Here is a 26,552-nt window from a genome sequence, read left to right as displayed (position 1 = left end):
AGTAAAATGAAAAGAAATTTTTTAAAATATATAAGTTTTGCAGCATTAACATTATTTGTTATAGGCTGTAAACCAGGAGATTTTGGGGACCTTAACGTCAGCGAAAACTCACCATCACAACCACAAACCAATTTGCTTTTTACTAATGCAGAGAGAAATATGGCAGGTGTTGTAAGTTCATTAACGGGAAGAATGTTTACTCAGCAAAATTCTGAAACACTTTACACTTCTGAATCTCGTTATAACCTTAAAATATATAGTTACGCTGGTACCTATAGTAACCCTTTACAGGATTTAGCTTTAATCATTAAGCTTAATACCGACGCAGCCACTAAAGCTGCACCAAATGTAATTGGAAACGGTACAAATGCAAATCAAATTGCTGCTGCTCGTATTTTGAAAGCATTCTTTTTTCAAAGCATGACAGATCGTTGGGGTGATATTCCTTATTCGGAGGCTTTACAAGGGTTATCAAAAGCAACACCTAAATTTGATAAACAACAAGCTATTTATACAGATTTGTTTAAAGAATTGAAAGAAGCTAGCGCACAGTTTGATGCAACGACTGTATTAAAAGGGGATTTTCTTTTTGGTGGATCTGTTGCGAAATGGAAAAAATTTGCAAACCAGATCAGATTAAATATGGCACTTCGTTTGTCAAAAGTTGATCCAGCAACAGGTAAAACTGAATTTAATTTAGCATTAGCTGCTGGTGTATTAGCTTCTAATGCAGATAATGTTTCTTACCCTTACCTTGCAGAATCAGCTAATGAGAACAATATGTACAACAATTATAATGTTGCAAAACGTTATGATTTTACAATTAGCAAAACGTTATTAGATTATTTGCAAACAAACTCTGATCCTCGTTTAGGTGTGTATGCAGAGAGAACAGCTCCTTTAGTTAATGGAGTTAATACTGGTCCTTATGTTGGTATGCCTTTTGGTATAACACAAGCAGCAGCATCAGCATATTCTATTGGTGGTTTTAATACAGCAGGGGTTTTTGCAGCTGGATCAGTTTCTGCTTTTGGAACAAAGTTTAGACAACAAAATTCAGTTGTTACTATATTTACCTATGCTGAAACTAAGTTTGCTATTGCTGAAGCCTATAAGTTAGGATGGATAACAGGTGTTCCTGATGATGTTAATGCTGCACTTAATTATAATGATGGTGTAACTGCATCTTTATCACAACATGGCGCTGCAGCACCAGCAATTGCTACTTATCTTGCACAGGTGGGTATCGCTTATGATCCTGCAAATGCTGTAAAACAAATTATTACCCAAAAATGGGTAGCAAACTATGAAGGTTATGGCTTTGAAGCATGGGCAGATTGGAGAAGAACTGGTTTCCCTACGTTATCTCCGTCACCAAATCCTCAAAATCTAGGTGGTCAAATTCCTAGAAGATTATGCTACACTGCAGATGAACCTAGTTTAAATAAAACAAATTATTTAGCTGTAGTTGCAAGTCAAGGACCAGATGAATTAAGTACCCGTGTATGGTGGGATAAACCATAATTGGTTTTAATATAGTATAAAAAGGCGGGCTCAATGAGCCCGCCTTTTTTATTTGCCAGCTCAACTTAATAAATGAAACGATGATTTTTAGGGTAGGGTCGTTTTACCACGTAAAAAATAATGAGCAAAAAAGGGGGCATTTTAAATGCCCCCTTTTTAATTTTTATAAATATCTTATAGTTTAGTCCATAGCATGTAACCTTACTTTAAGCCCGTCCATAGATGGGTTTAATTGTAATTGACAAGCAAGCCTGGAATTAGGCAATAAATCTGGTAAAGTATCTAGCATTGCATACTCATCATCGCTCATTTCGTTGAGCTTTTCTTCACCTTCCATTACGTCTACACAACAAGTTGCGCATAATGCCATACCACCGCAAGTAGCTAAGATATCGTATTCGCTAGCTTTTAAAAACTCCATTAGGCTTAAGCCCATATCAGTTGGAGCGATTAGTTCACTAATATTACCTTCGCGGTCTTCAACTTGTATAGAAATGTCGTTTGCTTCCATGCTTAAAATTCAGTTACACCATTAACAGTAGTATATTTCATAGTATATTTAATACCTGGGTTCATATACTGATAAGCACTATGGCTCATTAATGCAGCTTCGTGAAAACCACATAAAATTAATTTTAATTTATTGGTATATGTATTAATATCGCCAATGGCATAAATCCCAGGGATATTAGTCGAGTAGTCGTCGGTATTTACTTCAATAGCACTTTTACTTATATTCAAATTCCATTGCTCTATAGGGCCTAATTTAGGGCTTAAACCAAACAGTGGGATCAAATGATCAGCTTCGAAAGAAGTAGTTTCCATAGTACGATTATGTATTACCTCTACATTTTCTAATTTGCCATTACCAGTAACTGAATTTAAATTACTGTTTAAAACCAAGTTAATCTTTCCGCTTTCTGCCAATTCCATTACTTTGGCTACCGAATCGGGTGCGCCACGGAAACTTTCACTACGGTGGATTAACGTTAGTTCAGAACATATATCTGCTAAGAAGATCGTCCAATCTAAAGCAGAATCACCACCACCTGCAATTACCATTTTTTGACCACGATATTTCTCAGGATCTAAAATCATGTAATTTACGCCTCTTCCATTTTCGAATTGCTCTAAGCCAGCCACAGCAGGTTTACGAGGCTCAAAACAGCCTAATCCACCAGCAATAACAACAACTTTGGCTTCGATAATGGTACCCATGTTAGTGGTTAATACAAAATCTGCTTCGCCGCGTTTTTCTAAACCTTCAATTCTTTCGCCCAAGGTATAACCTGGATGAAATGGTTTAGCTTGCTCTACCAAATTATCAATTAATTCTTGAGCCAACACAGTTGGATATCCTGGAATATCATATATAGGTTTTTTTGGATAAATTTCTGAAAGCTGACCACCAACTTGAGGTAAGTAATCAACAAGATGACAACGCATTTTTAATAATCCGGCTTCAAAAATGGCAAATAAACCTACAGGTCCGGCGCCAATAATGGCTATATCAGTAGAAATCATGTATTAAAATTTGAGGCAAAGTTACAAAATCACAAACACTATTTAGATATGTTCCAAATTATTTTAATTAAAATCTACAAATTCAGTAGTTTTTAATTGGTATGGATGTTATTCGCGATAAAATCAGAACAATATTTTGTTTCGGCAGATAACACCCAAATTGTAAGATGCTAAAAATTAATCATTTTCCGCTACCTTTGAACTATACATGGATAAAAACATATATTTCGCTTCTGATTTCCATTTAGGCGCACCTAATTATAAGGAGAGTCGTAAACGTGAAGAACGCATTGTAAGTTGGTTAAACTTTATTGAGCCAACATGTGGAGAACTCTTCTTAATGGGCGATGTTTTTGATTTTTGGTTCGAATACGGTACGGTTATCCCGAAGGGATTTATTCGTTTGCAGGGTAAATTGGCTCAAATGGCCGATGCTGGTATAAAAATCTATTTCTTTAAAGGAAATCACGATATGTGGGTGAATGATTATTTTACGAAAGAAATCGGCATCGAAATTATTAGTGATGAATTAAGTATTGAACGAAGTGGAAAGAAATTTTATTTGCATCATGGAGATGGATTAGGCCCAGGAGATGCGAAATATAAATTCCTAAGAAAAGTTTTCAGAAACCGATTTTGTCAGTGGTTATTTTCTGTTTTGCCACCGCGTATTGGATTGTTTATTGCAAATGGATGGTCGGGAAATAGCAGAGTTGCTAGCAATAAAAAAGAAGTGTTTTTAGGTGATGAAAATGAATGGCTTGCTATTTTTGCCAAAGAACAATTAGAAAAAGAGCATTTTGATTATTTCATTTTTGGACATCGGCACTTGCCTTTAGATATTCAATTGAATGCGAATAGTCGCTATGTGAATATTGGCGAGTGGATTAATTACAATTCGTACGGCATTTTTGATGGAGAAGATTTGAAACTTGAATATTATAATTCGGTTCAATAGTTCATTGGCTAACTCCAAACTCTCTTTGGCTTTGGTCTTTCTGCTTTAAGCTTTAATTCGTATTTTTGCATCTTTATTGCACAGGTTTGTGTTAAATAAACCCGATTGAAGTGGAATTTTCTTTTTCTGAAAATTTTAAACGTAAAGCGGGACTTGCTTTGTTTTGTGTAGCGAAGCATATTTTCAAAAGAATTTAAAACTATGTTAGAGAAATTAGAAGCGATAAAGTTGCGTTGGGAAGATGTAGAAGAGCAATTGAGCAATCCGGATACGATACAGGATATGAAGCGTTTTGCTGCTTTAAATAAGGAATATAAGGACTTGGGCAAGATTGTGGATGAATATAAAATCTACAAAAATGTAATGAGTAATATTGATGCCAACAAGGAGATTTTGAGCACTGAGAAAGATCAGGAGATGCGTGAGATGGCGAAAGAGGAGTTGGATTTATTATTGGCACAACAAGAAAAAATGGAAGAAGACATCCGTTTGATGTTGATACCAAAAGATCCTGAAGATGCTAAAAATGCAGTTTTTGAGATTAGAGGCGGAACTGGTGGTGATGAAGCAGCGTTATTTGCTGGCGATTTATATAGAATGTATAGCCGTTATTTTGATACTAAAGGTTGGAAAGTTGAAACTGTTGATGTAACTGAAGGTACTGCAGGTGGATATAAAGAGGTGATTTTAAAGGTGAGCGGAGAGGATGTGTACGGACAATTGAAATATGAATCGGGAGTACATCGCGTACAACGTGTGCCTGATACAGAAACACAAGGCCGAGTGCATACATCGGCGGCATCTGTTGCTGTTTTGCCAGAGGCTGAAGAAATTGATTTGTACATTAATCCGGCAGATATTGAATTACATACATCTCGTTCTGGTGGTGCTGGTGGTCAAAATGTAAATAAGGTTGAAACTAAAGTGCAATTAACGCATAAACCATCTGGAATAGTAGTAGTTTGTCAGCAAGATAGATCGCAATTGGGTAACCGTGTAATTGCAATGGAGATGTTGCGTAGTAAATTATATGACATCGAATTGCAGAAAAAGAATGGTGATATTGCTGCTAGACGTAAGACGATGGTATCTACAGGAGATAGATCTGCTAAGATTAGAACGTATAATTACCCACAGGGAAGAGTGACCGATCATCGCATTGGTTTGACCTTATATAACCTAAATGGCGTAATGGATGGTGGTGTGCAGGAGTTGATTGATGCATTACAGTTTGCAGAGAACGCAGAAAAGATGAAAGAAGGTGCTGTAATTTAATGAGTTACAATTATTTTAACTTTTTTGTTGTAAAATAAATTAAAGACGCTATATTTGCAATCCCAATCCGAAAGTGATTTTGTTTTGGGAAACGGGCCGGTAGTTCAGCTGGTTAGAATGCCGCCCTGTCACGGCGGAGGTCGCGGGTTCGAGTCCCGTCCGGCCCGCAAGAAGCCTTAACGAAAGTTGAGGCTTTTTTGATTCTAAGGCTATTTCAATCTCTTTGATAATAGAAGTCTATCAAACAAAAAAATAATAGAAGAGTTTTTTGTTTTTGTAAGCAAAGCCTAGATCCTTTTGAAGCCTAGTGATGTAGAAGGTTATTGGCGCCCTATATCTTTCAAGCAATATGGTTAGGAAAGGACAATGAAAAAAACCTTTATACACTTTTCGAACTGTTCACCTAATTCAGTTTGAGATTTAAAATGGGTCAAAAATGACCTTGTCTTGAAACGGGCTTTAGACGGGGTTAGTTCGGGGTTGGTTCGGACTTGTGACAATTGAATCCGAACCAACCCCGACGCAACTCCGACTGTTTGGTGTAATGAATCTGAATTAGAGATAAACTAGTATCGAACTAAGTATTAACTTGGTACAATTAGAGTAGTCGCTTTGGCAAAAAGGTTAAGATCACGCCTTTGAAATTCGCTAGTATATCCCAAAATTTTCTGTTGCTGTCTATTTCGCTTTCGCCGCAATCAATAATATCGCTCCGCTTAATAATAAAGTCTGCAGCTTCTTCAACTAACTTTAGGCTAATTAAATTTTTCATCGCCTTAGCAAAATAACTAGCATACACATGCGCCCATATCTCTATAATTAACGAATCGTTAGAGATTGCTAATTCCTTCCCAAAAAGACTTAAATAATCTATTTTGATACTATTAACTAATACTTCCGAACGTTGTTCGATATCGGTAGTCAGAAATTTTTGTAATGCTTTTGGTTTTTTTATTCTGATCAGCTGATTCTTAAAAACAACTACTAATTTGCATCCACTCAGCTCATACGTTTTTTCCATTTAAATAGGCTTTTTTCATAAATACTAAGACTTCCTCATTTACATCTTCTATAAAATAAAGTCTTAAATGATGATTGAAATCATTACTTCCTGGCACTAAAGCTATCTTACGAAAACAAAAATTATCTTCAAAAGGTTCTTTAAAAGGAAATACAATATCAATAAAATCTTTTCCTAATTTAATGATATAAGCAAATCGCTTATCAGCTACTATGGCAATCATAGATTTTGTGGCTTGCAATTTTATATCTCCAATTTCTTTATACTTCAATATAAAATGATGGAATAAATCAACTGTTGTATCGCTTTTTCCATTAAGAAAATCGCCAATCGTGTTATTTCCACAATAGTGAATTTGATTTGTATTCTTAAAAGGTTGATTGCATAAAGGACAAGTCCACATATTTGGATGATCAGATAAAATTAACACTAAGTTAGGTATTTGTGCAGATTATCAAACGTTTGCGTTGTGTAAATCATGATATTTCTATGGCATAAAAGGGTATTTTTTATACTTTACAAGTAAATTGAAAACAACCTGAAACCAAAAACACAAAATGGAAAGAAGAGATTTTATTAAAAATGGTGCTCTTGCTGCTGCAGGCATAAGTATTTTACCTACCGGAACTTTATTTGCAAAAGATAACGGGAGAGTAAGATTAGGCTACATTGGCGTTGGAGCAAGAGGAATGAGTCACATTAGCGAAGGTGTATTAAGAGATGACGTAGAAATTGTGGCCATTTGCGATACACAAGAAAGCTCGTTAAAAGTATGTAGATCATTTATTGCCAAATCTGGCAGACCAGCTGCTAAAGAATATACTGGCGGAATTGACGCATACAAAGCTTTATTAGACAGAAAAGATATAGATGCAGTAATTATCGCTACACCATGGCAATTTCACCATTCGCAAGCTATATACGCAATGAATGCTGGTAAATATGTGGGTTGTGAGGTAGTTGCAGGTTTAACTGTTGAAGAGCACTGGGATATTGTAAAAACTTCAGAAAAAACAGGCGTACCATACTCTACTTTAGAAAACGTTTGCTATCGCAGAGATGTAATGGCGGTGTTAAATATGGTTAGACAAGGAGTTTTCGGAGAACTTGTTCACTTAGAAGGTGGTTACCAACATAACTTAAGAAACGTACTATTTAATAATGGTAAGGATTATTATGGCGGAGGTGTAGAATATGGCCCTAAGGCACTAAGTGAAGCACAATGGCGTACTCAATTTAACATTGATCAAGATGGAGATTTGTACCCAACTCACGGTGCGGGTCCAGTAATGCAGTATGCAAACATTAATAGAGGAAACAGATTTACTAATTTAGTGTCTTTTAGTTCTAAAGCACGCGGTTTAGCGAGCTATGTAAATGATCTTTCACCAGGTCATCCAAATTCAAAAATCAATTATAAAAATGGGGATGTAACTTCTACGTTAATTAATTGTGCCAATGGCGAAACCGTTTTATTATCTCATGATACACATTTGCCAAGACCTTATTCATTAGGATTTAGAGTGCAAGGAACGGAAGGTATTTGGATGGATGTTGCTAAATCAATATATATTGAAAAACAAGCAAAAAAGAATGATGCGTGGGAACCAGTAAAAGAATGGTTTGATAAGTATGATCATCCAGTTTGGAAAAAATACGAAAAAGATGCCTTAGGTGCTGGTCACGGTGGTATGGATTGGTTTGTATTTAATGGATTTATTCAAGCGGTAAAAGCCAAAAGACAAACGCCAATAGATGTTTATGATTCTGTAACCATGAGTGTAATTACACCTTTATCTACAAAATCTTTAAAAGAAGGAAACAAGCCGCAAGAGTTTCCAGATTTTACAAAAGGTAAATGGAAAGATAGAAAAAACACATTCGCACTTGACGATAGTGGGTTTTAAGATTTTTAAGGAGGCTGAAAGAAATTTCAGCCTTTTTTATTTAATCTTTATGGCTTTCAACAAGCTGAGATTCAATAATTGTTTTATAATAGCCTTGGGTTTCTTCATTCTCGTCACTATTTAATAGATCCAACAGCGTATCAATTGCTTTTTGCCCTTGTATAGCAGGAAACTGTTCAACCGAAGCTACTGGCGGATGCTCCATAAAACCAATAATCGAAGAATTAGCATAGCTTACAAATTCAATTTCCTGATCAAGGTTTAAATTTAAACGCCTTAAAGATTTAATAGCAAATGCCGATACATAGTCGTTAAACGTAACAATAGCAGTTGGTTTGCGTTTGTGATTTAATAAAGTTTCTAAAGCTGCTTTAGTGCCAGCTTCAGTTAAATCGCAGTCTACAATTAAAGTAGGATCAAACTTTAACCTATTTTTATATAATGCTTTAATATAACCTTCTTTTCTTTGTCCACTGGCAACAAGTGTGTTTGGACCATTTATTAACCCAATGCTACGATGTCCTCTCTTTAATAAAAAGTTAACAGCTTCAATACTGCCCGTTTCTATATTACAAGCCACATAGTGGATATTTTTAATTGGAGGAATTCGATCAAAAAATACAACAGGAATTTGATGTTTCCTTAGTAATTCAAAATGATCAAAATTAGCAGTTGTTTTAGCGACAGAAACTAATAAACCATCAATTCTATGGTTTTTCATTTTATCTACTAGTTGCTTTTCCCTTTCTTCATCATCATGAGATTGAGCTAATAACACTGTATAGTTTTTCTTATACGCAATATCTTCAATTGCACTAATTGCAGATGCAAAAAATGCTTCAGCTAGCTCGGGTAAAATTACTCCTATGGTAAAGGTTTTTCCCTTTTGGAAAAAGATAGCCGTTTGATTGGGCTCATACTCCATTTCCTTGGCCATTTGCTTAACTTTTTGCTGAGTGCTTAAGCTAATGCTTGGATGACCATGTAATGCTCTAGAAACAGTTGAAATAGACAAATCGAGCTTTTTTGCAATTTCTTTAATGGTAATAGGTTTCTTTATCATCGGTTTATTGTGCCAAACGGCTTTCCGAAGATAACTATTTTATATGCAATACAAAATATCAAACGTTTGTGTTAAATTAGTTTTAAAAAACACTACCTAAAGCTAGCTAAAAAGCTCTTGCTCATCGCGATCTGCAACGGGGATTTTCTTCAGAAAATCATCAAATGTTGAACCTTCATTATCAGAATAAATACCATAAGCATCTAAAATATAACCTATGTTTTTATCCTTATCTTCAACTAAATAAAGCACAGAACTATCTGCTGGATCAGACATGCCTTCAAAGCGATAGGTTTTTACAACTGTTAAATCTTCGGGTGTATATATTTTATTGAAATTGGCCGATTGCATTTTTCCATGATCAGACATTCTAATTTCATTGTCTTTTCCTTTAAGTCTTAATTTCTCTAAAACTTGACTTAAAGTGTTCATTTCTACTGGCTGTTCCATGATTGTTAATTTTATATGGATAGAACAACGGTTGTGATAATTGGTTTTTTATTTCGATAGATTATTTGGAAACTATTAAAAACCAAAGTTTTAAAGTATTTGTTGTTGATTTGACTTTAACTAATAATTGATATGAAAAAATATTTGATGTTAGCAGGACTTTGCCTAGGTATTGCATTAAGTTCTTGCACCAGTACGGTAAAAGAAGTTGCTCAGGCTATACTTAACACAACTTCAACGAACAAACCAATTGGCGTGGCAAAATTTTATAGCTTACCAGATGGAAAAATGAAAATGGATTTAGAGATTAATTTTCCTGAAAGAGCAGATAGCACAGTAGCGGTACATTTTCATGAACATGGAGATTGTGGTAATATGGGAGAGAATGCTCATGGTCATTGGAATCCAACTAATGAAGTGCATGGTAAATGGGGTTCAGCTGCTTACCATTCTGGAGATATTGGCAACATAAAGTTGGATAATAAAGGCCATGGAACAATTTCTATAAGTACAGATCGATGGAGTATTATTGCCAATGATGCTAAAAATATAATTGGAAGAGGAATTATTGTGCATGGAGGAACTGATGATTATACAACCCAGCCTACTGGTAATTCTGGGCCAAGAGTTGGATGTGGAGTTATTGAAGCAGTGAAATAAATATATCAAGCCCTATATTAAGCGATTGAGGAAATTTAATCGCTTTTTTTATGCAATTTGAGGATAAAAAACATCCTGTTTAAAACTTAAAACAAGATGGCAACACTTAGCATTCCACAAAACGGCAAGGCTGTAAAAGGAAGAACCAAAAAACCACTCCCAAGCGTAGATTTAACTGCAATGGTAGACTTAGCTTTTCTATTGATAACTTTCTTTATGCTGACTACATCATTGTCTAAAATGAAAGCTTTAGAAATCGCTAAACCAGTACCCCAGAAGCAACCAATCGACTTTGTAGATTTCCCTGCATCACGAACAATGACCATTCTTTTAGGTAAAAATAACCAAGCAGTTTATTATATGGGCGAGGCAAAAAATGCAACAATGCAGATGATTAATTTGACCACGATCAAAAAGCAAATTCTTTCGAATAAATTAATGGTAGCCAAAACTCATACTAGCGATCGAGAAAAACAAATGCTGGTAATTATCAAACCTACTAATACTTCAAACTATAAGAATTTTGTAGATATAATTGATGAGATGAATATTTCTGATATTAAATCCTATGCAATAGATGATAAGTATATCGCAGATCAAGAGAAAACATTCATGAAAGCAAAGGGTATATAGCAAAAAAGCCTTCCAATTTTAAAATCGGAAGGCTTTTTATGCATTAATTCAGTATTTGATTATAAACCAAATTCAGCTTTTACTTTATCTACAAAATCTAATTTCTCCCAAGTAAATAATTCAACAGTAACTGTTTTTTCATCGCCGTTAGGTGTTCTAAAGATTTTTGTAACCGTTTCAGGTTTACGTCCCATGTGTCCATAAGCAGCTGTTTCACTGTAAATTGGGTTTCTTAATTTTAAGCGTTGCTCGATGAAATAAGGGCGCATATCAAAAATTGATTCTACTTTCTTACTGATTTCACCATCGGTTAAATTCACTTTAGAAGTACCATAAGTAACCACATTTATTGAAGTTGGTTTTGCAACACCAATCGCATAGCTTACTTGAACTAAAATTTCATCAGCAATGCCTGCGGCAACTAAGTTTTTAGCGATATGACGAGTTGCATAAGCCGCACTTCTATCCACTTTACTTGGATCTTTTCCAGAAAATGCGCCACCACCGTGAGCACCTTTTCCGCCATACGTATCAACAATAATTTTTCTTCCTGTTAAGCCGGTATCGCCATGCGGACCACCAATTACAAATTTCCCAGTTGGGTTAATATGATAGGTGATTTGATCATTAAATAAATGAGCATATTGAGGATATTTTGCTTTAATTCTAGGAATCAAAATGGAAACTAAATCTGATTTAATTTTTGCCAGCATTGTCGCCTCTTCATCAAAATCATCATGTTGAGTTGAGATTACGATAGCGTCAATTCGTTGTGGTTTATTGTCGTCAGAATATTCCAAAGTTACTTGAGATTTTGCATCAGGACGCAAATACGTAATTTCAGCATTTTCTCTTCTTAAATTAGCCAATTCGATTAATAGTGCATGAGATAAATCAAGAGCCAACGGCATATAATTTTCAGTTTCGTTAGTTGCATAACCAAACATCATTCCTTGGTCGCCTGCACCTTGCTCTTCTTTTGTAGTTCTATCTACACCTTGGTTAATATCTTGAGATTGTTCGTGAATAGCTGATAAAATTCCACAAGAATTTGCCTCAAACATATATTCACTTTTAGTGTAACCAATTTTTCTGATTACATCTCTAGCAATTTGTTGTACATCTAAATAGGTTTTAGATTTTACCTCACCTGCTAAAATAACTTGGCCAGTAGTAACCAGAGTTTCACACGCGACTTTAGATTCGCTATCGAATGCTAAAAAGTTATCAATTAATGCGTCCGAAATTTGATCTGCAATTTTATCCGGATGACCTTCAGATACAGATTCTGATGTAAATAAATACGACATTTTAAATAATTAAATTTTAAATAAACTTATTATGTAAAATGGATTTTGATCCTGTAAACAGGCAGTAAAATGAAGTGTGGTATTGGTTAGCACTTTTTTTTACGTGGTTGCAATCCCGCTAATATTTCATAGCATCGCAAATCAGTCCACTTTTAACACTGCAAAATTACTATTATATTATTAATAGTCAAAAAATATCAGGTATTTTGTGCAACCAAATCTTTATAAATTGTCAAAAGAAAACATCTTATTTATTATTAATCCAATATCTGGCGGTAAAAAAAAGCAGAAAATACCTGGATTAATAGATGCTCATTTAGATAAAACTAAATTTAACCCAAATTATAGTTTTACCGAATACATTGGTCATGCAGCAGAATTGGCCGAAGAAGCCGCTAATAAAAATTTTGATGTAATTGTAGCTGTAGGTGGAGATGGAACTATTAATGAGGTAGCGCCCAAAGTAATGCAATTGAACAAAACTTTAGGCATAATCCCTTTCGGCTCTGGTAATGGCTTAGCTAGGTCTTTGAAAATCCCAATGGATTCTAAAAAAGCAATTCAATTAATTAATACGTTTGATACCCAAATTATAGACGCAGCCAAATTAAATAATAAATACTTTTTTAATATGGCTGGAATGGGGTTTGATGCTCATATTAGTGCAGTATTTGCGGGGAATAAGCGTAGAGGCCTAAAAGGATACATTGAAATGGGGCTAAAGGAAATGATTGCTTATAAACCTCAAAGCTATCAACTAGAAATTGATGGAGTGAGCTATACTCGAGATGCCTTTGTGGTAAGTATTGCAAACTCATCTCAATACGGCAACAACGTATATATTTCACCAAAATCTTCTTTAACTGATGGATTATTAGATGTTTGCATAGTAAAACCTTTTCCGTTATACAAATTACCAATATTAGCTTATCAAATGGTACGGGCAACTACCGATAAATCTGAAATGATAGAAATTATTAGAGGGAAGAATATTAAAATCACTAGAATGAAAGAAGATTCTATCCACCTAGATGGTGAGCCGTTTTTTATGGGGAAAAATTTAGAAATAGAGGTTATTCCTTCTGTATTAAAAGTAATTTCGGCAGTAAAATAGAAATAATATAGCCGCTGATTAGCAGATTTTAAATGCATTTTAATCTGTGCATCTGTGGCAAAAAAATTAAATTAAAAACAGTGGCTAAAGAGAAAAAAAAGATAATTAGCGATTTCGGCGGAATAATGTATTCAACAGATTCTTCTTTTGTTTACGATGAAGAAACTCCATCAACTGAAGAGCCAATCACAAATGCGCAACAAGATTTAAGAGTTACACTCGATAGAAAAAATAGAGGTGGTAAAGCCGTAACTTTAATTACTGGATTTAGAGGAAGTGAAGAAAAATTAGTGCTTTTAGGTAAAATGCTGAAAACAAAATGTGGGGTTGGTGGAGCAGCTAAAGATGGAGAAATTTTAATACAAGGAGATTTTAGAGATAAGGTGATTTTAATACTCCAAAAAGAAGGTTACAAAGTAAAAAAATCTGGAGGTTAATATAGTATTAATTTTTAACATAAAACATTGATTATAAATGCTTTATATGTTAGTGTATTTGCCACAATAAGTAAAATTTTTCCTGAAAAAGCATATTTTTTGCGTTAATATCTGCTTAGCTTTGCATGATATTAAACCAAATATATGAGCAATAAAAATGTAAAGCAGCCCGATTTAGGCTATCTAAATTTAAGTGCTAAAACAGTTAAATATCAATTAAGCGTAGCAGAACTAGTTGAAGAAGCTTTAAAAAACGCAGAAGGTACTTTAGCTGATAACGGCGCATTAGCAGTTGATACGGGTAAATTTACTGGACGTTCTCCTAAAGATCGTTTTATAGTGTGCGATGAAATAACAGAAAATGCAGTTTGGTGGGGCGATATCAATATTAAAATTAGTCCAGCACATTTCGATCAACTATTTGATAAAATAACGAATCACTTAAATTCAAAACAGATTTATGTTCGCGATGCGTATGCATGTGCGGATGAAAATTATAAAACCACTATTCGCGTAGTTACAGAACATGCGTTCCAAAATCTTTTTGCGAATAACTTATTCTTAAGATTCCCAGAAGAGGAATTGCCTACACAACCCGAGTGGACAATTATAGCAGTACCCTCATTTTTAGCTAATCCTTTAACAGATGGAACTCGCCAAGCTAATTTCTCTATTTTAAATTTTTCAAAGAAGATGATTTTAATAGGCGGGACAGCATATACTGGCGAAATTAAAAAAGGAATCTTCTCTGTATTAAACTTTATATTGCCAGAACAAAAGAAAACATTATCTATGCATTGCTCTGCCAATGTAGGCGAAGATGGAGATACCGCTATCTTTTTTGGATTATCGGGAACTGGAAAAACAACTTTATCTGCTGATCCAAAAAGAGCTTTAATTGGCGATGATGAACACGGTTGGGGAGAAAATTCAGTATTTAATTTTGAAGGGGGTTGTTATGCCAAATGCATAGATCTGACAGCAGAAAAAGAACCACAAATCTTTAATGCGATTAAATTCGGCTCATTATTAGAAAACACAAATTATTTCCCAAATACACGTACGGTAGATTTTTCAAATATTGATAAAACAGAAAACACCAGAGTTGCTTATCCAATAAATTACATAGATAATGCCATGGTGCCTTCTGTAGCTTCAATTCCAAAAAATATTTTTTTCTTAACGGCTGATGCATTTGGGGTGCTTCCTCCAATTTCTAAACTAACACCAGGTCAGGCGATGTTTCATTTTATATCTGGCTACACCGCAAAAGTAGCTGGTACCGAAGCGGGTGTTACCGAACCTCAATTAACTTTCTCTGCTTGTTTTGGTAAAGCATTTTTACCCTTACATCCTGCTAAGTATGCCAAATTATTGGGAGAAAAGATGGAAAAACATAAAGTGAATGTATGGTTAGTAAACACAGGGTGGAGTGGCGGCCCTTATGGAGTAGGAAATAGAATGAAATTGAGTTATACCCGAGCAATGATTAGTGCAGCATTAAATGGAAGTTTGGCAAAAGCCGATTTTATAGAACATCCAGTATTTGGATTGTTAATGCCAACAAATTGTCCAGATGTACCTTCAGAAATTTTAAATCCTAGAAATACATGGGCAAGTTCTCAAAATTACGATAACAAGGCAAATGAATTAGCAACAGCATTTTTAGAAAACTTTAAACAGTTTGAGGACTTTGCAAACGAAGAAATTCAAAATGCACTCCCAAAAGTGGTTGAAAACGTACTTTAATGTATTTTTTTCACTTAAAATTTGCTTTTAATTAAATTTTTAGTTTTAATTGCGGAAGATTGTCTCGAACAAAGGCAATCTTTTTTGGTTATGCACTTTCCTTAACAATAAAAAAGAGGGCTAGCGTAACGAATTAATTGTGTAACGATTATTTAATTTGTAATTTAAAATCAATTTATAAATTTGCTAACGCAACAATTAATTTCAATAAACGTTGTGTGTATTACTATATTATTTAAATAATTTCTTTAAATTTAAAACAAGTACTAAAAACTAAAAAACTAAAAAAAAATGGCAAACGCACCAAAACCAACAACAGTTAAAAAAGAGAGTTCAACTGCATCTAATTTATTTGCAACTCTTGTAATTCCTATTTGTATCCTTATTGGGGTAACACTTTTCATCTTTGTATTGGGTAAACCATCAAACTTTACAATTGATGATTCTATTGCAAAGGCAAACAGTACAGTTTCATTAGCTTTCTTTAATGATGACACAGCTCACATTTTACCTAAAGTTGGTAACTATGGTGGTATGGCTTACAAAGGCGGATTTATCGTTCCAATTTTGATGGGTATGCTTTTAATGGTATTCGTATTCTCAATTGAGCGTTTAATTGTAATTGGTAAAGCAACAGGTAAAGGAAGTTTAGATTCTTTCGTTAAAAAAATTCAATCACTTTTAAGTTCAGGTAATATCTCAGCAGCAGCTGCAGAATGCGATAAACAAGAAGGTTCTGTTGCAAACGTAATTAAATCTGGTCTTAAAAAATATGGCGAGATGGAAACTGAGCAAAACATGGATACAGATCAAAAATGTTTAGCTATCCAAAAAGACATCGAAGAAGCTACTTCATTGGAAATGCCAATGTTAGAGCAAAACTTAACAATCATTGCTACTTTGGTATCAGTAGGTACGTTAATGGGTCTATTAGGTACAGTAACAGGTATGATTAAAGCGTTTGGTGGTTTGGCCAACTCTGGAGCACCAGATCAAGCGGCATTAGCAACTGGTATTTCTGAGGCTTTGATTAACACAGCTACAGGTATTGGTACTTCTACTCTTGCAATTATCATGTATAATATCTTGACTTCGAAAATCGATAAATTGACTTATGCTATTGATGAAGCAGGTTTCAGCATCATCCAAACTTACGCTTCTACCCATAAATAAAAATTATTTTAATTTTTTTTGCCGGCTTTTATGGAAAACCGGAAAAATTAACATCATTAATTAAAATATTATATTTTTTATATCATGGGCAGAATAAAAGTTCCTAGAAAGAGTACCTCAGTAGACATGACCGCAATGTGCGATGTGGCTTTCTTGTTGTTAACTTTCTTTATTTTAACGGCAACTTCCCGTCAACCAGATCCTTTGGATATTAAAACTCCATCGTCTTCGGTTCAATTTAAAGTGCCTGATAAAGATTTGGCAATATTGAGTATCGGTAAAGGGAAAGTTTTTATAGAAATCATAGGTCAAGACGTAAAAAAATTGACCTTGCAAAAAATGGCTACATTATATAGCACTTCATTTACTGAAGATGAAGCTAAACGTTTTGGTGTAATTTCATCATTTGGCGTTCCATTTGGTAACCTAAAACAGTTCATTAATTTGAATGGTGATGATCGTGCAAAATTTGAAGCTAAGCTAAACGGAATTCCTACAGATTCTACAACTAATGGAGAACTATACAGATGGATAGAGCAATCTCGTAGAGCTACGGCTGAATTGCACAATACCGAAATGCGTATCAGTATTAAGGGAGATTCAAAAGAAGAATATCCAACAATTAGAAAAATTGTAGATGTACTTCAAAAACAACAAGTTAACAAATTTAGTTTAATTACATCAGCCGAGGCTGCTGCTAAATAATATATACTATGGCAGAATTAAATACAGGTGGGGATGGCGGCAAAGGTGGCAAAGTAAGAAGTAAAAAACAATCTACACGTGTAGATTTAACCGCAATGGTTGATTTAGCGTTCTTATTGATTACTTTCTTCATGCTAACTACTTCCTTATCAAAACCATTAGCAATGGATATTGCTAAACCCGATAAAGACGTTAAAGATTTAAATAAACTTGAGTTGAAAGCATCTCAAACGATGACGATTTTATTAGGTAAGAACGATAAAATTGCATGGTACATGGGAGAGGCTGGTAAATCAACACCAACTATTGAAGGTTTTAATGATATTAGAGCATCACTCCTGAAAAATAAACAAGAAGTAAAAGATAAAATGGGTAAAGACATCATTATTGTGGTGAAACCTACCGATGCATCTACTTACGAAAACTTTGTTAATATCATGGATGAATTGAATATTACTAAAACTAATATTAATGCACCAGCTATTGATGATGATCCTAAACACCTAATGGATAGTGAAAAAGAAGCTATGAAAACAGGTGGGATTTTATAATAAAATAATAACAAATTAAAATATTAAGCAATGTTTGGATCTAAAATAGATTTATTTAACAAAGAGTGGCTTGATGTAATATTTGCCAAAAAGAATAAGAATTATGGAGCTTACGAGCTTCGTCAAACTAACGCGGCTAATACATCTAAATCGCTATTTATTGCATCGGCAATATTTATATTACTGTTCTTAGCGCCAAAAATTTACGCTCTGATTGCAGGAATATTGCCTGAACCACCTAAGGAGAAAGTGGTTGAAATGGTTATGCAGCCACCTCCACCAATTAATCCAGATGTGAAAACACCTCCACCAGTTGAGCCACCTCCACCAAAGCAGGATCAAATTAAATTTCCTCCTCCAATTGTGAAGCCGGATAACGAAGTGCGTGATGAAGAACCGCCTAAAGCAGAAGATTTGAAAAAGGCAGATCCTGGACAAAAAACAATTGAAGGTGATCCATCAGCAGATATCGTGCAAATTGCACCAGCAGGTGAAGGACCAAAACAAGCAGTACAAGTAGAGGATAATACAGTTTACAATTTTGTAAGTATGGAGAATCCACCTAACTATCCAGGTGGTATTCAGAAATTCTATGATTATTTAGCCAATGGAATTAAATATCCAGCAATGGCAACTGAAGCGGGAATTTCTGGAACACTATTTTTATCATTTACAGTTGAAAAAGATGGTTCTGTAACCGATGCTAAAGTTGATAGAAAAGTAGGTTATGGAATGGATGAAGAAGCGATTAGAGTGTTAAGAGCAAGTAAACGCTGGAATCCTGGCATGCAAAATGGTAAACCTGTACGTGTTAAATATAATATTCCAATTAAATTTAACCTGCAACAATAAACATCAACATGTTTAATCTGAATTACTTTAAACAGAAATCGCCACAACAGCGATTTCTGTTTATTTTAGGGCTTACGATGTTTCTTTTTTATTTGGTATTAGGTTCTATCCTCATTTTCTGGAAGAATTTAATCCCATTAGAAATGGAAGCAAAATATAGAATCATATTTGGTGTAGGATTAATAGTTTACGCTTTGATTAGATTTTATCGATTAATCAATCAAAAAGATACTATCGAGCGATGAAAAATATAGGTTTTGCACTAGTACTATTAGCTATTTTATCCTGCAATAGAGGACAAAAAAAAGGTGGAATTCCTGAAACAAGAACATCGGGGACAACTGAATTATTGGTGGATGAATCTTTTGCTCGTATTTTAGATGATCAAATAGAAGTTTTTAAAAGCGATTATCCTGATGCAAAAGTAACGACTATTTTAGGGAATGAGAACAAGATTTTGCCTGATTTTTTAAATGGTAAAGTTAAAATGATAGTGCTATCTCGGATGCTAAAACCCGAAGAAGAACGTTATTATAAACAAAAGCAAATTGCTGTTTTTACAGATCGATTTGCAATTGATGGAATTGCATTAATAACAAATGCTGCCAATGTAGATACTAATATTACTGTAAAAGAAGTATTAGATATTTTAAAAGGCACTGCTACTAGCAATAAGAAATTAGTTTTTGATAATGCTTATTCTAGTACAATAAGATATTTTAGAGACTCTGCAAAAGTTAAAGAATTACCTAAAGCTGGAGTTTATACCTTACAATCGAATAATGATGTAATTAAATACATCGCTGATCATAAAGATTATATCGGTGTAGTAGGTGTTAATTGGTTGTTAGAGAATAATAAAGAAATTTCGGCATCTTTGCCAAATATTAAAGTAATGGGAGTTAAGAATTTAGCTGGTAAAAAGGGCGATAGTTTGTTCTATAAACCTACCCAGAATAACCTAATTAATGGAATTTATCCTTTTTTAAGGAATGTTTATATAATGAATGCTGAAGGAAGAGATGGTTTAGGCACAGGATTTGCAAATTGGTTAACTAGCCCTCGTGGACAGTTAATTGTACTCAAATCAGGACTAGGTCCTCATAAGATGGTATCAAGAGATTTTAACATAAGAAACACGAACTAAAATTAATATTAAAACTAATGAAAAGAACATTGCTGTAACAGAACCAGATAAAGGTGCAGGAAAAGTTATTTCGATTAAAACAAATGATGACAATGAAAATGATTAAGAAAGCAATAACCTTAAGTTTAGGTTTAGTAATGATGGGTGGTGCCACATTTGCTCAAAGTTTAGCTGATGCGAAGAAGGCCATGGATGCAGAGCAGTATCAAAAAGCTAGCTCAATGCTTAAAACACTTATAAGCTCTCAAGCAACCAAAGGGGAAAATTATTTTAACCTTGGTGAAGTATATTTACGTACAGATGAAATTGATTCTGCAAGAGCGGTATTTACAAAAGGGATAACTGCAGAACCTAAATATGCATTAAACTATGTTGGTCTAGGTCACGCAGATTTGAAATCGGATAATGCAGCCTCTGCAAAAACAAATTTTGATAAAGCTTTGTCATTTGGTATGAAAGACTATCAAACTTACCTAACCATTGGTAAGGCTTATTTAGATCAAAAAACACCTGATTATGCCGCTTCACTTCCGAATTTGCAAAAAGCAGATGAATTAGATTCAAAAGATAAAGATCCTGAAACATTTGTTGCTTTAGGAGATTATTACGCTTTGCAGAAAAAGAACAGTGAAGCTTATAATGTTTATTTAAGAGCAACGGATATCAATCCTGCTTTATATCGTGTGAATGTACAAATTGGTAAAATGTATAGAGAAGCTTATGCATTTGCAGAAGCAGAAGCACAATTGAAAAAAGCAACCGCGGCAGATCCTAATTATGGTCCAGCTTATCGTGAATTAGCAGAATTAGATTTACAATGGTCTTACCAAGATCCGAAAAATGGTGCTGCTAGAAGAGCTGAGGCCTTAACTAATTATAAAAAATATTTAGACTTAACAGATAAATCTTTTGAATCGCGTTTACGTTATGTTCAGTTTTTAGTTTACGCTGATGATTTCGTTACATTATCAAATGAAGTAGCAACTTTAAATGCACCAGATGCTAATAACCCAAAAACATTCATTGTAATACGTATGCGCGGTTATTCTGCAATTGAGAATAAAAATTATCCTCAAGGTGTACAATTTATGAATGAATTGTTTGCTCGTAAACAAGATGCTTCTCGTATCATTGGCTTAGATTACCTTTATTTAGGTAAAGCTTTGCAAAATACTGGAAGTGATAGCTTAGCGGTGGTTAATATTACGAAAGGTGTTGAGTTGGATTCTAGTAAAGTAGAGGATTTAGCTGAAATAGGTAAGAAATACTATGCGGCAAAAAACTATGATAAAGCAATTCCAGTTTTCAAGAAAGTAATTTCATTGAATTCTAAAAATCCTAATATGGCAATGAATTATTACTATTTAGCATTAGCTGAATATGTGAAATCTGGTGCTAAGGATAGAGCTATGCTTGTAGAAAGTGACTCTGCGCTTGCTAAAGTAATTACATTAGCTCCCGAATACGATCCAGCTTTTCTTTATAGAGCTCGTATCAATAAAGCTATTGACGTAATAGATAATCCAGAAACTCAGAAAGGATTAGCAGTGCCTTTTTATGAAAAATATATAACACTTCTTACAGTAACTAAACCAGAAAAGGCTGCAGCGCACGTTAAAGATTTGGCTGACTCTTATAATTATTTAGGTTTCTATTATTCAGGTGTTGATAAAGAAAAAGCGAAAGAATATTTTAATAAAACTTTAGCTATCGATCCTGCAAATACATATGCTGCAGATAATTTGAAGATACTTAATACTCCAGCAGCACAACCTAAAAAAGCACCAATTAAGAAATAATAATTCTTAAACTAATAAAAGAAAAGGCAGGGTTTGTAATCCTGCCTTTTTCTTTTAATTTTGTCTAAAATAATATACATGGAAACTACAAGTACAGCACACGATTTTTTACCTATCATATTTCAAGTTATTGTTGCCTTAGGATTTGTTGTAGTAACTCTATTTGCTACTCACTTTTTAGGTCCAAAACGTAAAACAAGTGATAAACTTTCTACTTTTGAAGCAGGAGTAAAATCAGTAGGTAATGCTCGTCAGCCATTTTCTATTAAATATTTTTTGGTAGCGATACTTTTTGTATTGTTTGATGTTGAAGTAATCTTCATGTATCCTTGGGCTGTGAACTTTAGAGAGTTAGGTTGGAATGGAATAATTGAGATGTTCATCTTTATGGGGACACTTTTACTAGGGTTTATCTACATTTTAAAGAAAAAAGCACTAGATTGGAATTAATTATTTAGATTAATTCTAAATGCCAATCCCTTAACTATTTGCTTGTTAAATATTGTAAATTTGTTGCTTATTCTCGATTAGGAATAAGCATTTTTTGTTTAAAAACATGAGTGAAATCAATATAGTAGATGCGCCACCAGGTATAGAAGGCTCAGGCTTTTTTGCCACTTCCTTAGATAAGGTAATAGGGTTGGCTCGTTCACATTCGTTATGGCCCTTGCCATTTGCTACTTCTTGCTGTGGAATTGAATTTATGGCAACTATGGGTTCTCATTACGATTTTGGTCGTTTTGGCGCAGAAAGATTAAGTTTTTCTCCACGTCAAGCAGATTTATTAATGGTAATGGGTACCATCGCAAAAAAAATGGGGCCAGTACTTAAGCAAGTATATTTACAAATGGCAGAACCTCGTTGGGTTATCGCTGTTGGTGCTTGCGCATCTAGCGGGGGTATTTTTGATACCTATTCTGTGTTACAAGGAATTGATGAGATTATTCCTGTGGATGTTTATGTTCCAGGTTGTCCTCCTCGCCCAGAAGCTATTTTAGATGGTTTCGGGAAAATCCAAGAATTAGTTAAAAACGAATCAGGCAGAAGAAGATATTCAGATCAGTATAAACAAATGTTAGCTTCATACGGAATAGAATAATGGCTAAAGCAACAAATACAGAAATCATTAATTTGCTAGGCGAAAAATTCGGCGAGCAACTTTTTGATGTAACAGAACCTTATGGATTGCTTACTTTTTCTACTACTAAAGATAAAATTGTAAATGTTTTGTCTTTCTTGAAAGAGAATGGAAAAATCAATTTTAATTTCTTAACCGATTTAACAGCAGTTCATTATCCTGAGAAAAATCAGATTGCTGTAGTTTATCATTTGCATAGTATGGTAAATGGAATTAGAGTAAGATTAAAGGTTTTTCTTCATGAAAATGATGCGACTATTCCAACGGCATCCACTTTGTGGAACTCGGCAAATTGGATGGAAAGAGAAACCTATGATTTTTTCGGAGTTAAGTTTGAAGGACATCCTGATTTGAGAAGGATTTTAAACATGGATGAACTTAATGTACATCCGATGTTAAAACAATATCCGTTAGAAGACCCTAATAGAGTTGATAAAAAAGACGAATACTTTGGTAGATAACACATGAAGCATAATCAACCAGTATATACAGATAATGACCCGCAGAGCGAATTGGTAACCCTAAATTTAGGTCCAACTCACCCTGCTACACACGGTGTTTTCCAAAACGTATTGCAGCTAGATGGCGAGCGTATTGTAAGCGGTGTTTCTACTATTGGATATATCCACAGAGCATTTGAAAAAATTGCTGAACACCGTCCGTTCTATCAAATTACACCTTTAACAGATCGTTTAAACTACTGTTCATCTCCAATTAATAACATGGGATGGCACATGACGGTTGAAAAATTATTGAATATCCAAATTCCTAAACGTGTAGATTATCTACGTGTAATTATCATGGAATTGGCTAGGATTTCTGACCATATCATTTGCAATACCATTATTGCGCAAGATACTGGTGCAACTACAACTTTCCTTTATTTGTTCCAATTTAGAGAGCATATTTACGAAATCTATGAAGAAATTTGTGGAGCTCGTTTAACCACTAACATTGGTCGTATTGGAGGTTTAGAAAGAGATTTTAATGACATCGCCTTTGCGAAAATTAATAAATTTTTAAAAGAATTCCCTGTAGCACTAAGAGAATTTGAAAGCTTGTTAAACCGTAACCGTATTTTTATTGATCGTACAGCTGGCGTTGCCGAAGTTACTCAAGAAACTGCTTTAAGTTATGGTTGGACTGGCCCGCTATTACGTGCAACGGGTGTAGATTATGATGTTCGTGTGAGTGAGCCTTATTCATCTTATCAAGATTTTGATTTCGAAATTCCGGTAGGTACAAGTGGCGATATTTATGATCGTTATTTGGTGCGAAATGAAGAAATGTGGCAAAGTGTGAGGATTATTGAGCAAGCTTTAGAGAAATTAAAATCTGAACCTAAAGGAATTTTCCACGCTGATGTTCCAGAATTTTATTTGCCAGGAAAAGAAGAAGTTTATAATAATATGGAAGCATTAATCTATCACTTTAAAATTGTGATGGGCGAAATTGATGCGCCAAAAGCAGAAGTTTACCACGCTGTAGAAGGTGGTAATGGAGAATTAGGTTTTTATTTGATCAACGATGGTGGTAGAACTCCTTATCGTTTACACTTTAGAAGACCTAGTTTTATTAATTATTCAATGTTTGCAAAAATGAGTGAAGGCATGTTGTTATCGGATGCCATTATTAACATGAGTAGCATGAACATTATTGCAGGAGAATTAGATGCTTAAAGTAGAAGAAACACAACCTGTAGAATTTTCATCGGTTTTGCTTGCCAATTTTGATGAAATTGTATCACGTTATCCAGAGGGAAAACAAAAATCAGCTTTGCTACCTATTTTACATTTGGTACAGGCAGAATTTGGTTGGACAAGTCCTTTGGCAATGGATAAAGTTGCTGAATATTTAAATATAGAACCAATTGAAGTGTATGAGGTTGCATCTTTTTATAGCATGTACTTTTTACAACCAAAAGGAAAATATGTATTAGAAGTTTGCCGTACTGGACCTTGTTGCTTAGTTGGTGCAGAAAAAATAATGGATCATATTGAAAGTAAACTTGGCGTTAAAGAAGGTGAAGTTACTGAAGATGGTTTATTTAGCTGGAGAGGTGTTGAATGTTTAGCGGCATGTGGATATGCTCCAGTATTACAAATTGGTCCGGAATATACTTTCTATGAAAACTTAACTGAGCAATCAGTTGATCAATTAATAGATGATTTACGCAAGAAATAATGGGACGTAAACTATTACTCGAACATATCAACGTACCTGGCATTAATACGCTGGAAGTTTATCGCCAAAAAGGCGGTTACCGAGCCGTAGAAAAAGCTTTGAAAACTTTAACACCTGATGAAGTGGTGGAAGAAGTTAAAAAATCTGGTTTACGTGGCCGCGGTGGTGCAGGTTTCCCAACGGGGATGAAATGGAGTTTTTTGGCTAAGCCAGAAGGAGTTGCTCGTTATTTGGTATGCAACGCTGATGAATCAGAGCCTGGAACTTTTAAAGACAGATATTTAATGACCTACATTCCTCATGCATTAATTGAAGGAATGATTGTGGCAAGTTTCGCCCTTGGTGCTAAAACATCATACATTTATGTGCGTGGTGAAATGATGCCTCAAATCCGCATTTTAGAAAAAGCAATTGCTGAAGCTAAAGCTGCTGGGTTTTTAGGGAAAAACATTTTAGGAACAGGCTACGATTTAGAATTATACGTACAACTAGGTGGTGGTGCTTACATTTGCGGAGAAGAAACTGCTTTGTTAGAATCATTAGAAGGTAAAAGAGGAAATCCTCGTATTAAACCTCCTTTTCCAGCAATTGCTGGATTATATGGTTGTCCAACAGTAGTAAATAATGTAGAATCTATTGCTGCAGTTGTGCCAATTATTAATGATGGTGGTGATGAATATGCAAAAGTAGGTATCGGTAGAAGTACAGGTACAAAATTAATATCAGCTTCTGGAAACTTGGTAAAACCAGGAGTTTATGAAATTGAATTAGGCTTGCCAGTTGAAGAATTTATCTATTCTGATGAATATTGTGGTGGTATTGCTAATGGAAAAAGACTAAAAGCTACTGTAGCTGGAGGTTCTTCGGTGCCAATTTTACCAGCAAACTTAACACTTAAATATGCCAATGGTGAACCTCGTTTAATGAGTTACGAATCACTTTCTGAAGGTGGTTTTGCAACTGGGACGATGATGGGATCTGGAGGTTTTATTGCATTTGATGAAGACCAATGTATTGTTAGAAATACTTGGAATTTTGCTCGTTTCTATCATCATGAAAGTTGCGGACAATGCTCTCCTTGTCGTGAAGGAACAGGTTGGTTGGAGAAAATATTGCATAGAATAGAATACGGACATGGCAAAATGAGCGATATAGAATTGCTTTGGGATGTTCAGCGTAAAATAGAAGGAAATACTATTTGTCCATTGGGCGATGCAGCGGCTTGGCCAGTTGCAAGTGCAATTAGACATTTTAGAGATGAGTTTGAATGGCATGTAAAAGAGCCAGTGAAAAGCTTAAGCAGCAATTATGGCATTGCCAATTATGCTGTTCCGATAGAGAAAAAAGTTGAAGAGGTTAAACAGGATAATATTTAATC

General features: G+C 34.6%; 29 protein-coding genes and 1 tRNA gene. 23 read left to right on the top strand and 7 right to left on the bottom strand.

Going from position 1 to position 26,552, the window contains the following annotated elements:
- The first annotated feature begins 6 nt into the window (after positions 1 to 6).
- Positions 7 to 1,524: a SusD/RagB family nutrient-binding outer membrane lipoprotein gene (locus tag GM921_RS11065; RefSeq protein WP_182922700.1), complete on the top strand. Its 1,518-nt coding sequence runs from the start codon at positions 7 to 9 to the stop codon at positions 1,522 to 1,524.
- A 181-nt stretch (positions 1,525 to 1,705) separates the two neighbouring features.
- Here the strand turns inward: GM921_RS11065 and GM921_RS11060 are convergent, their stop codons facing one another.
- Together GM921_RS11060 and GM921_RS11055 are read right to left on the bottom strand one after the other, a co-directional pair.
- Positions 1,706 to 2,035: a 2Fe-2S iron-sulfur cluster-binding protein gene (locus tag GM921_RS11060; RefSeq protein WP_182922699.1), complete on the bottom strand. Its 330-nt coding sequence runs from the start codon at positions 2,033 to 2,035 to the stop codon at positions 1,706 to 1,708.
- A 2-nt stretch (positions 2,036 to 2,037) separates the two neighbouring features.
- Positions 2,038 to 3,048, bottom strand: a complete 1,011-nt coding sequence (locus tag GM921_RS11055) for an NAD(P)/FAD-dependent oxidoreductase (RefSeq protein WP_182922698.1) — start codon at positions 3,046 to 3,048, stop codon at positions 2,038 to 2,040.
- Positions 3,049 to 3,256: 208 nt separating this feature from the next.
- Here GM921_RS11055 and GM921_RS11050 point away from each other — a divergent pair, with 208 nt between their 5' ends.
- The 3 genes from GM921_RS11050 (at position 3,257) to GM921_RS11040 (ending at position 5,448) form a co-directional block, all read left to right on the top strand.
- Positions 3,257 to 4,006 (top strand): UDP-2,3-diacylglucosamine diphosphatase, encoded by a 750-nt coding sequence (locus tag GM921_RS11050; RefSeq protein WP_182922697.1) that lies wholly within the window; start codon positions 3,257 to 3,259, stop codon positions 4,004 to 4,006.
- Between the two features lie 201 nt (positions 4,007 to 4,207).
- Positions 4,208 to 5,281, top strand: a complete 1,074-nt coding sequence (gene prfA, locus GM921_RS11045) for a peptide chain release factor 1 (RefSeq protein ID WP_182922696.1) — start codon at positions 4,208 to 4,210, stop codon at positions 5,279 to 5,281.
- 93 nt (positions 5,282 to 5,374) lie between these two features.
- A tRNA-Asp gene (locus GM921_RS11040) sits at positions 5,375 to 5,448 on the top strand.
- 431 nt (positions 5,449 to 5,879) lie between these two features.
- Here the strand turns inward: GM921_RS11040 and GM921_RS11035 are convergent.
- Both GM921_RS11035 and GM921_RS11030 read right to left on the bottom strand, forming a co-directional pair.
- Complete coding sequence (locus tag GM921_RS11035; protein WP_202985655.1) at positions 5,880 to 6,302, bottom strand: hypothetical protein; 423 nt, start codon at positions 6,300 to 6,302, stop codon at positions 5,880 to 5,882.
- Positions 6,286 to 6,732 carry a DUF5655 domain-containing protein gene (locus GM921_RS11030; protein ID WP_182923960.1) on the bottom strand — a complete coding sequence of 149 codons (447 nt, stop codon included), beginning with the start codon at positions 6,730 to 6,732 and terminating at the stop codon, positions 6,286 to 6,288. The genes GM921_RS11035 and GM921_RS11030 overlap by 17 nt, the downstream gene beginning before the upstream one ends.
- 127 nt (positions 6,733 to 6,859) lie before the next feature.
- On the opposite strand from GM921_RS11030, the gene GM921_RS11025 reads away from it, so the two are divergent.
- Complete coding sequence (locus GM921_RS11025) at positions 6,860 to 8,209, top strand: Gfo/Idh/MocA family protein (RefSeq protein WP_182922695.1); 1,350 nt, start codon at positions 6,860 to 6,862, stop codon at positions 8,207 to 8,209.
- Between the two features lie 40 nt (positions 8,210 to 8,249).
- Here the strand turns inward: GM921_RS11025 and GM921_RS11020 are convergent, their stop codons facing one another.
- Complete coding sequence (locus GM921_RS11020; protein WP_182922694.1) at positions 8,250 to 9,272, bottom strand: LacI family DNA-binding transcriptional regulator; 1,023 nt, start codon at positions 9,270 to 9,272, stop codon at positions 8,250 to 8,252.
- A 102-nt stretch (positions 9,273 to 9,374) separates the two neighbouring features.
- The gene (locus GM921_RS11015; RefSeq protein WP_182922693.1) at positions 9,375 to 9,722 is read right to left on the bottom strand and encodes a hypothetical protein; all 348 of its coding nucleotides are present in this window, start codon (positions 9,720 to 9,722) and stop codon (positions 9,375 to 9,377) included.
- Positions 9,723 to 9,854: 132 nt separating this feature from the next.
- On the opposite strand from GM921_RS11015, the gene GM921_RS11010 reads away from it, so the two are divergent.
- Together GM921_RS11010 and GM921_RS11005 are read left to right on the top strand one after the other, a co-directional pair.
- The gene (locus GM921_RS11010) at positions 9,855 to 10,382 is read left to right on the top strand and encodes a superoxide dismutase family protein (protein ID WP_182922692.1); all 528 of its coding nucleotides are present in this window, start codon (positions 9,855 to 9,857) and stop codon (positions 10,380 to 10,382) included.
- 96 nt (positions 10,383 to 10,478) lie between these two features.
- Positions 10,479 to 11,015 (top strand): ExbD/TolR family protein, encoded by a 537-nt coding sequence (locus GM921_RS11005; RefSeq protein WP_182922691.1) that lies wholly within the window; start codon positions 10,479 to 10,481, stop codon positions 11,013 to 11,015.
- A gap of 59 nt (positions 11,016 to 11,074) precedes the next feature.
- Here GM921_RS11005 and metK read toward each other — a convergent pair whose 3' ends face one another.
- On the bottom strand, positions 11,075 to 12,325 hold the full coding sequence (gene metK, locus GM921_RS11000; RefSeq protein WP_182922690.1) for a methionine adenosyltransferase: 1,251 nt from the start codon (positions 12,323 to 12,325) through the stop codon (positions 11,075 to 11,077).
- 229 nt (positions 12,326 to 12,554) lie between these two features.
- Between metK and GM921_RS10995 the strand changes: the two genes are divergently transcribed.
- The 16 genes from GM921_RS10995 to nuoF all read left to right on the top strand — a co-directional run bounded on the left by GM921_RS10995 (position 12,555) and on the right by nuoF (position 26,550).
- Entirely contained in the window at positions 12,555 to 13,439 is an 885-nt protein-coding gene (locus tag GM921_RS10995) for a diacylglycerol/lipid kinase family protein (protein ID WP_182922689.1), read from the top strand.
- An 80-nt stretch (positions 13,440 to 13,519) separates the two neighbouring features.
- A complete protein-coding gene (locus tag GM921_RS10990) occupies positions 13,520 to 13,876 on the top strand; it encodes a translation initiation factor (RefSeq protein WP_317170976.1) in 357 nt (118 codons plus the stop codon).
- A gap of 144 nt (positions 13,877 to 14,020) precedes the next feature.
- The gene (pckA, locus tag GM921_RS10985; RefSeq protein ID WP_182922687.1) at positions 14,021 to 15,625 is read left to right on the top strand and encodes a phosphoenolpyruvate carboxykinase (ATP); all 1,605 of its coding nucleotides are present in this window, start codon (positions 14,021 to 14,023) and stop codon (positions 15,623 to 15,625) included.
- Between the two features lie 291 nt (positions 15,626 to 15,916).
- On the top strand, positions 15,917 to 16,798 hold the full coding sequence (locus GM921_RS10980; protein WP_182922686.1) for a MotA/TolQ/ExbB proton channel family protein: 882 nt from the start codon (positions 15,917 to 15,919) through the stop codon (positions 16,796 to 16,798).
- A gap of 84 nt (positions 16,799 to 16,882) precedes the next feature.
- A complete protein-coding gene (locus tag GM921_RS10975; RefSeq protein ID WP_182922685.1) occupies positions 16,883 to 17,503 on the top strand; it encodes an ExbD/TolR family protein in 621 nt (206 codons plus the stop codon).
- A gap of 8 nt (positions 17,504 to 17,511) precedes the next feature.
- The gene (locus GM921_RS10970; protein ID WP_182922684.1) at positions 17,512 to 18,054 is read left to right on the top strand and encodes an ExbD/TolR family protein; all 543 of its coding nucleotides are present in this window, start codon (positions 17,512 to 17,514) and stop codon (positions 18,052 to 18,054) included.
- A gap of 30 nt (positions 18,055 to 18,084) precedes the next feature.
- Positions 18,085 to 18,906: an energy transducer TonB gene (locus GM921_RS10965; protein WP_182922683.1), complete on the top strand. Its 822-nt coding sequence runs from the start codon at positions 18,085 to 18,087 to the stop codon at positions 18,904 to 18,906.
- Between the two features lie 8 nt (positions 18,907 to 18,914).
- Positions 18,915 to 19,151, top strand: coding sequence for a hypothetical protein (locus GM921_RS10960; protein WP_182922682.1), 237 nt, complete (start codon positions 18,915 to 18,917; stop codon positions 19,149 to 19,151).
- Positions 19,148 to 20,053 (top strand): PstS family phosphate ABC transporter substrate-binding protein, encoded by a 906-nt coding sequence (locus tag GM921_RS10955; RefSeq protein ID WP_182922681.1) that lies wholly within the window; start codon positions 19,148 to 19,150, stop codon positions 20,051 to 20,053. The genes GM921_RS10960 and GM921_RS10955 overlap by 4 nt, the downstream gene beginning before the upstream one ends.
- 92 nt (positions 20,054 to 20,145) lie before the next feature.
- The gene (locus tag GM921_RS10950; protein ID WP_182922680.1) at positions 20,146 to 21,852 is read left to right on the top strand and encodes a tetratricopeptide repeat protein; all 1,707 of its coding nucleotides are present in this window, start codon (positions 20,146 to 20,148) and stop codon (positions 21,850 to 21,852) included.
- Positions 21,853 to 21,930: 78 nt separating this feature from the next.
- The gene (locus GM921_RS10945; RefSeq protein ID WP_182922679.1) at positions 21,931 to 22,302 is read left to right on the top strand and encodes an NADH-quinone oxidoreductase subunit A; all 372 of its coding nucleotides are present in this window, start codon (positions 21,931 to 21,933) and stop codon (positions 22,300 to 22,302) included.
- 106 nt (positions 22,303 to 22,408) lie between these two features.
- Complete coding sequence (locus GM921_RS10940) at positions 22,409 to 22,951, top strand: NADH-quinone oxidoreductase subunit B (protein ID WP_131551933.1); 543 nt, start codon at positions 22,409 to 22,411, stop codon at positions 22,949 to 22,951.
- The gene (locus tag GM921_RS10935; protein ID WP_182922678.1) at positions 22,951 to 23,451 is read left to right on the top strand and encodes an NADH-quinone oxidoreductase subunit C; all 501 of its coding nucleotides are present in this window, start codon (positions 22,951 to 22,953) and stop codon (positions 23,449 to 23,451) included. Before GM921_RS10940 ends, GM921_RS10935 begins: the two co-directional genes overlap by 1 nt.
- Before the next feature lie 3 nt (positions 23,452 to 23,454).
- Positions 23,455 to 24,669, top strand: coding sequence for an NADH-quinone oxidoreductase subunit D (locus GM921_RS10930; protein WP_182922677.1), 1,215 nt, complete (start codon positions 23,455 to 23,457; stop codon positions 24,667 to 24,669).
- A complete protein-coding gene (locus tag GM921_RS10925; RefSeq protein WP_182922676.1) occupies positions 24,662 to 25,174 on the top strand; it encodes an NADH-quinone oxidoreductase subunit NuoE family protein in 513 nt (170 codons plus the stop codon). The genes GM921_RS10930 and GM921_RS10925 overlap by 8 nt, the downstream gene beginning before the upstream one ends.
- Positions 25,174 to 26,550: an NADH-quinone oxidoreductase subunit NuoF gene (gene nuoF, locus GM921_RS10920; RefSeq protein ID WP_182922675.1), complete on the top strand. Its 1,377-nt coding sequence runs from the start codon at positions 25,174 to 25,176 to the stop codon at positions 26,548 to 26,550. Before GM921_RS10925 ends, nuoF begins: the two co-directional genes overlap by 1 nt.
- Positions 26,551 to 26,552 lie beyond the last annotated feature (2 nt).

It is taken from the genome of Pedobacter planticolens (genome assembly GCF_014172375.1).
Lineage (GTDB): Bacteria > Bacteroidota > Bacteroidia > Sphingobacteriales > Sphingobacteriaceae > Pedobacter > Pedobacter planticolens.
Note: the sequence above shows the minus strand (reverse complement) of the source record. Positions and strands in the feature narration are given on the sequence as shown.

Coding starts and splice junctions, on each gene's coding strand:
- GM921_RS10975 (WP_182922685.1), top strand. CDS start 16,883: ATGGGCAGAATAAAAGTTCCTAGAAAGAGTACCTCAGTAGACATGACC.
- metK (WP_182922690.1), bottom strand. CDS start 12,325: ATGTCGTATTTATTTACATCAGAATCTGTATCTGAAGGTCATCCGGAT.
- GM921_RS11025 (WP_182922695.1), top strand. CDS start 6,860: ATGGAAAGAAGAGATTTTATTAAAAATGGTGCTCTTGCTGCTGCAGGC.
- GM921_RS10925 (WP_182922676.1), top strand. CDS start 24,662: ATGCTTAAAGTAGAAGAAACACAACCTGTAGAATTTTCATCGGTTTTG.
- GM921_RS10955 (WP_182922681.1), top strand. CDS start 19,148: ATGAAAAATATAGGTTTTGCACTAGTACTATTAGCTATTTTATCCTGC.
- GM921_RS11035 (WP_202985655.1), bottom strand. CDS start 6,302: ATGGAAAAAACGTATGAGCTGAGTGGATGCAAATTAGTAGTTGTTTTT.
- GM921_RS10950 (WP_182922680.1), top strand. CDS start 20,146: ATGAAAATGATTAAGAAAGCAATAACCTTAAGTTTAGGTTTAGTAATG.
- GM921_RS10940 (WP_131551933.1), top strand. CDS start 22,409: ATGAGTGAAATCAATATAGTAGATGCGCCACCAGGTATAGAAGGCTCA.
- GM921_RS11020 (WP_182922694.1), bottom strand. CDS start 9,272: ATGATAAAGAAACCTATTACCATTAAAGAAATTGCAAAAAAGCTCGAT.
- GM921_RS10930 (WP_182922677.1), top strand. CDS start 23,455: ATGAAGCATAATCAACCAGTATATACAGATAATGACCCGCAGAGCGAA.
- GM921_RS10960 (WP_182922682.1), top strand. CDS start 18,915: ATGTTTAATCTGAATTACTTTAAACAGAAATCGCCACAACAGCGATTT.
- GM921_RS10945 (WP_182922679.1), top strand. CDS start 21,931: ATGGAAACTACAAGTACAGCACACGATTTTTTACCTATCATATTTCAA.
- prfA (WP_182922696.1), top strand. CDS start 4,208: ATGTTAGAGAAATTAGAAGCGATAAAGTTGCGTTGGGAAGATGTAGAA.
- GM921_RS11005 (WP_182922691.1), top strand. CDS start 10,479: ATGGCAACACTTAGCATTCCACAAAACGGCAAGGCTGTAAAAGGAAGA.
- GM921_RS11050 (WP_182922697.1), top strand. CDS start 3,257: ATGGATAAAAACATATATTTCGCTTCTGATTTCCATTTAGGCGCACCT.
- GM921_RS11060 (WP_182922699.1), bottom strand. CDS start 2,035: ATGGAAGCAAACGACATTTCTATACAAGTTGAAGACCGCGAAGGTAAT.
- nuoF (WP_182922675.1), top strand. CDS start 25,174: ATGGGACGTAAACTATTACTCGAACATATCAACGTACCTGGCATTAAT.
- GM921_RS10965 (WP_182922683.1), top strand. CDS start 18,085: ATGTTTGGATCTAAAATAGATTTATTTAACAAAGAGTGGCTTGATGTA.
- pckA (WP_182922687.1), top strand. CDS start 14,021: ATGAGCAATAAAAATGTAAAGCAGCCCGATTTAGGCTATCTAAATTTA.
- GM921_RS11015 (WP_182922693.1), bottom strand. CDS start 9,722: ATGGAACAGCCAGTAGAAATGAACACTTTAAGTCAAGTTTTAGAGAAA.
- GM921_RS11055 (WP_182922698.1), bottom strand. CDS start 3,048: ATGATTTCTACTGATATAGCCATTATTGGCGCCGGACCTGTAGGTTTA.
- GM921_RS10935 (WP_182922678.1), top strand. CDS start 22,951: ATGGCTAAAGCAACAAATACAGAAATCATTAATTTGCTAGGCGAAAAA.
- GM921_RS11010 (WP_182922692.1), top strand. CDS start 9,855: ATGAAAAAATATTTGATGTTAGCAGGACTTTGCCTAGGTATTGCATTA.
- GM921_RS11065 (WP_182922700.1), top strand. CDS start 7: ATGAAAAGAAATTTTTTAAAATATATAAGTTTTGCAGCATTAACATTA.
- GM921_RS10980 (WP_182922686.1), top strand. CDS start 15,917: ATGGCAAACGCACCAAAACCAACAACAGTTAAAAAAGAGAGTTCAACT.
- GM921_RS10970 (WP_182922684.1), top strand. CDS start 17,512: ATGGCAGAATTAAATACAGGTGGGGATGGCGGCAAAGGTGGCAAAGTA.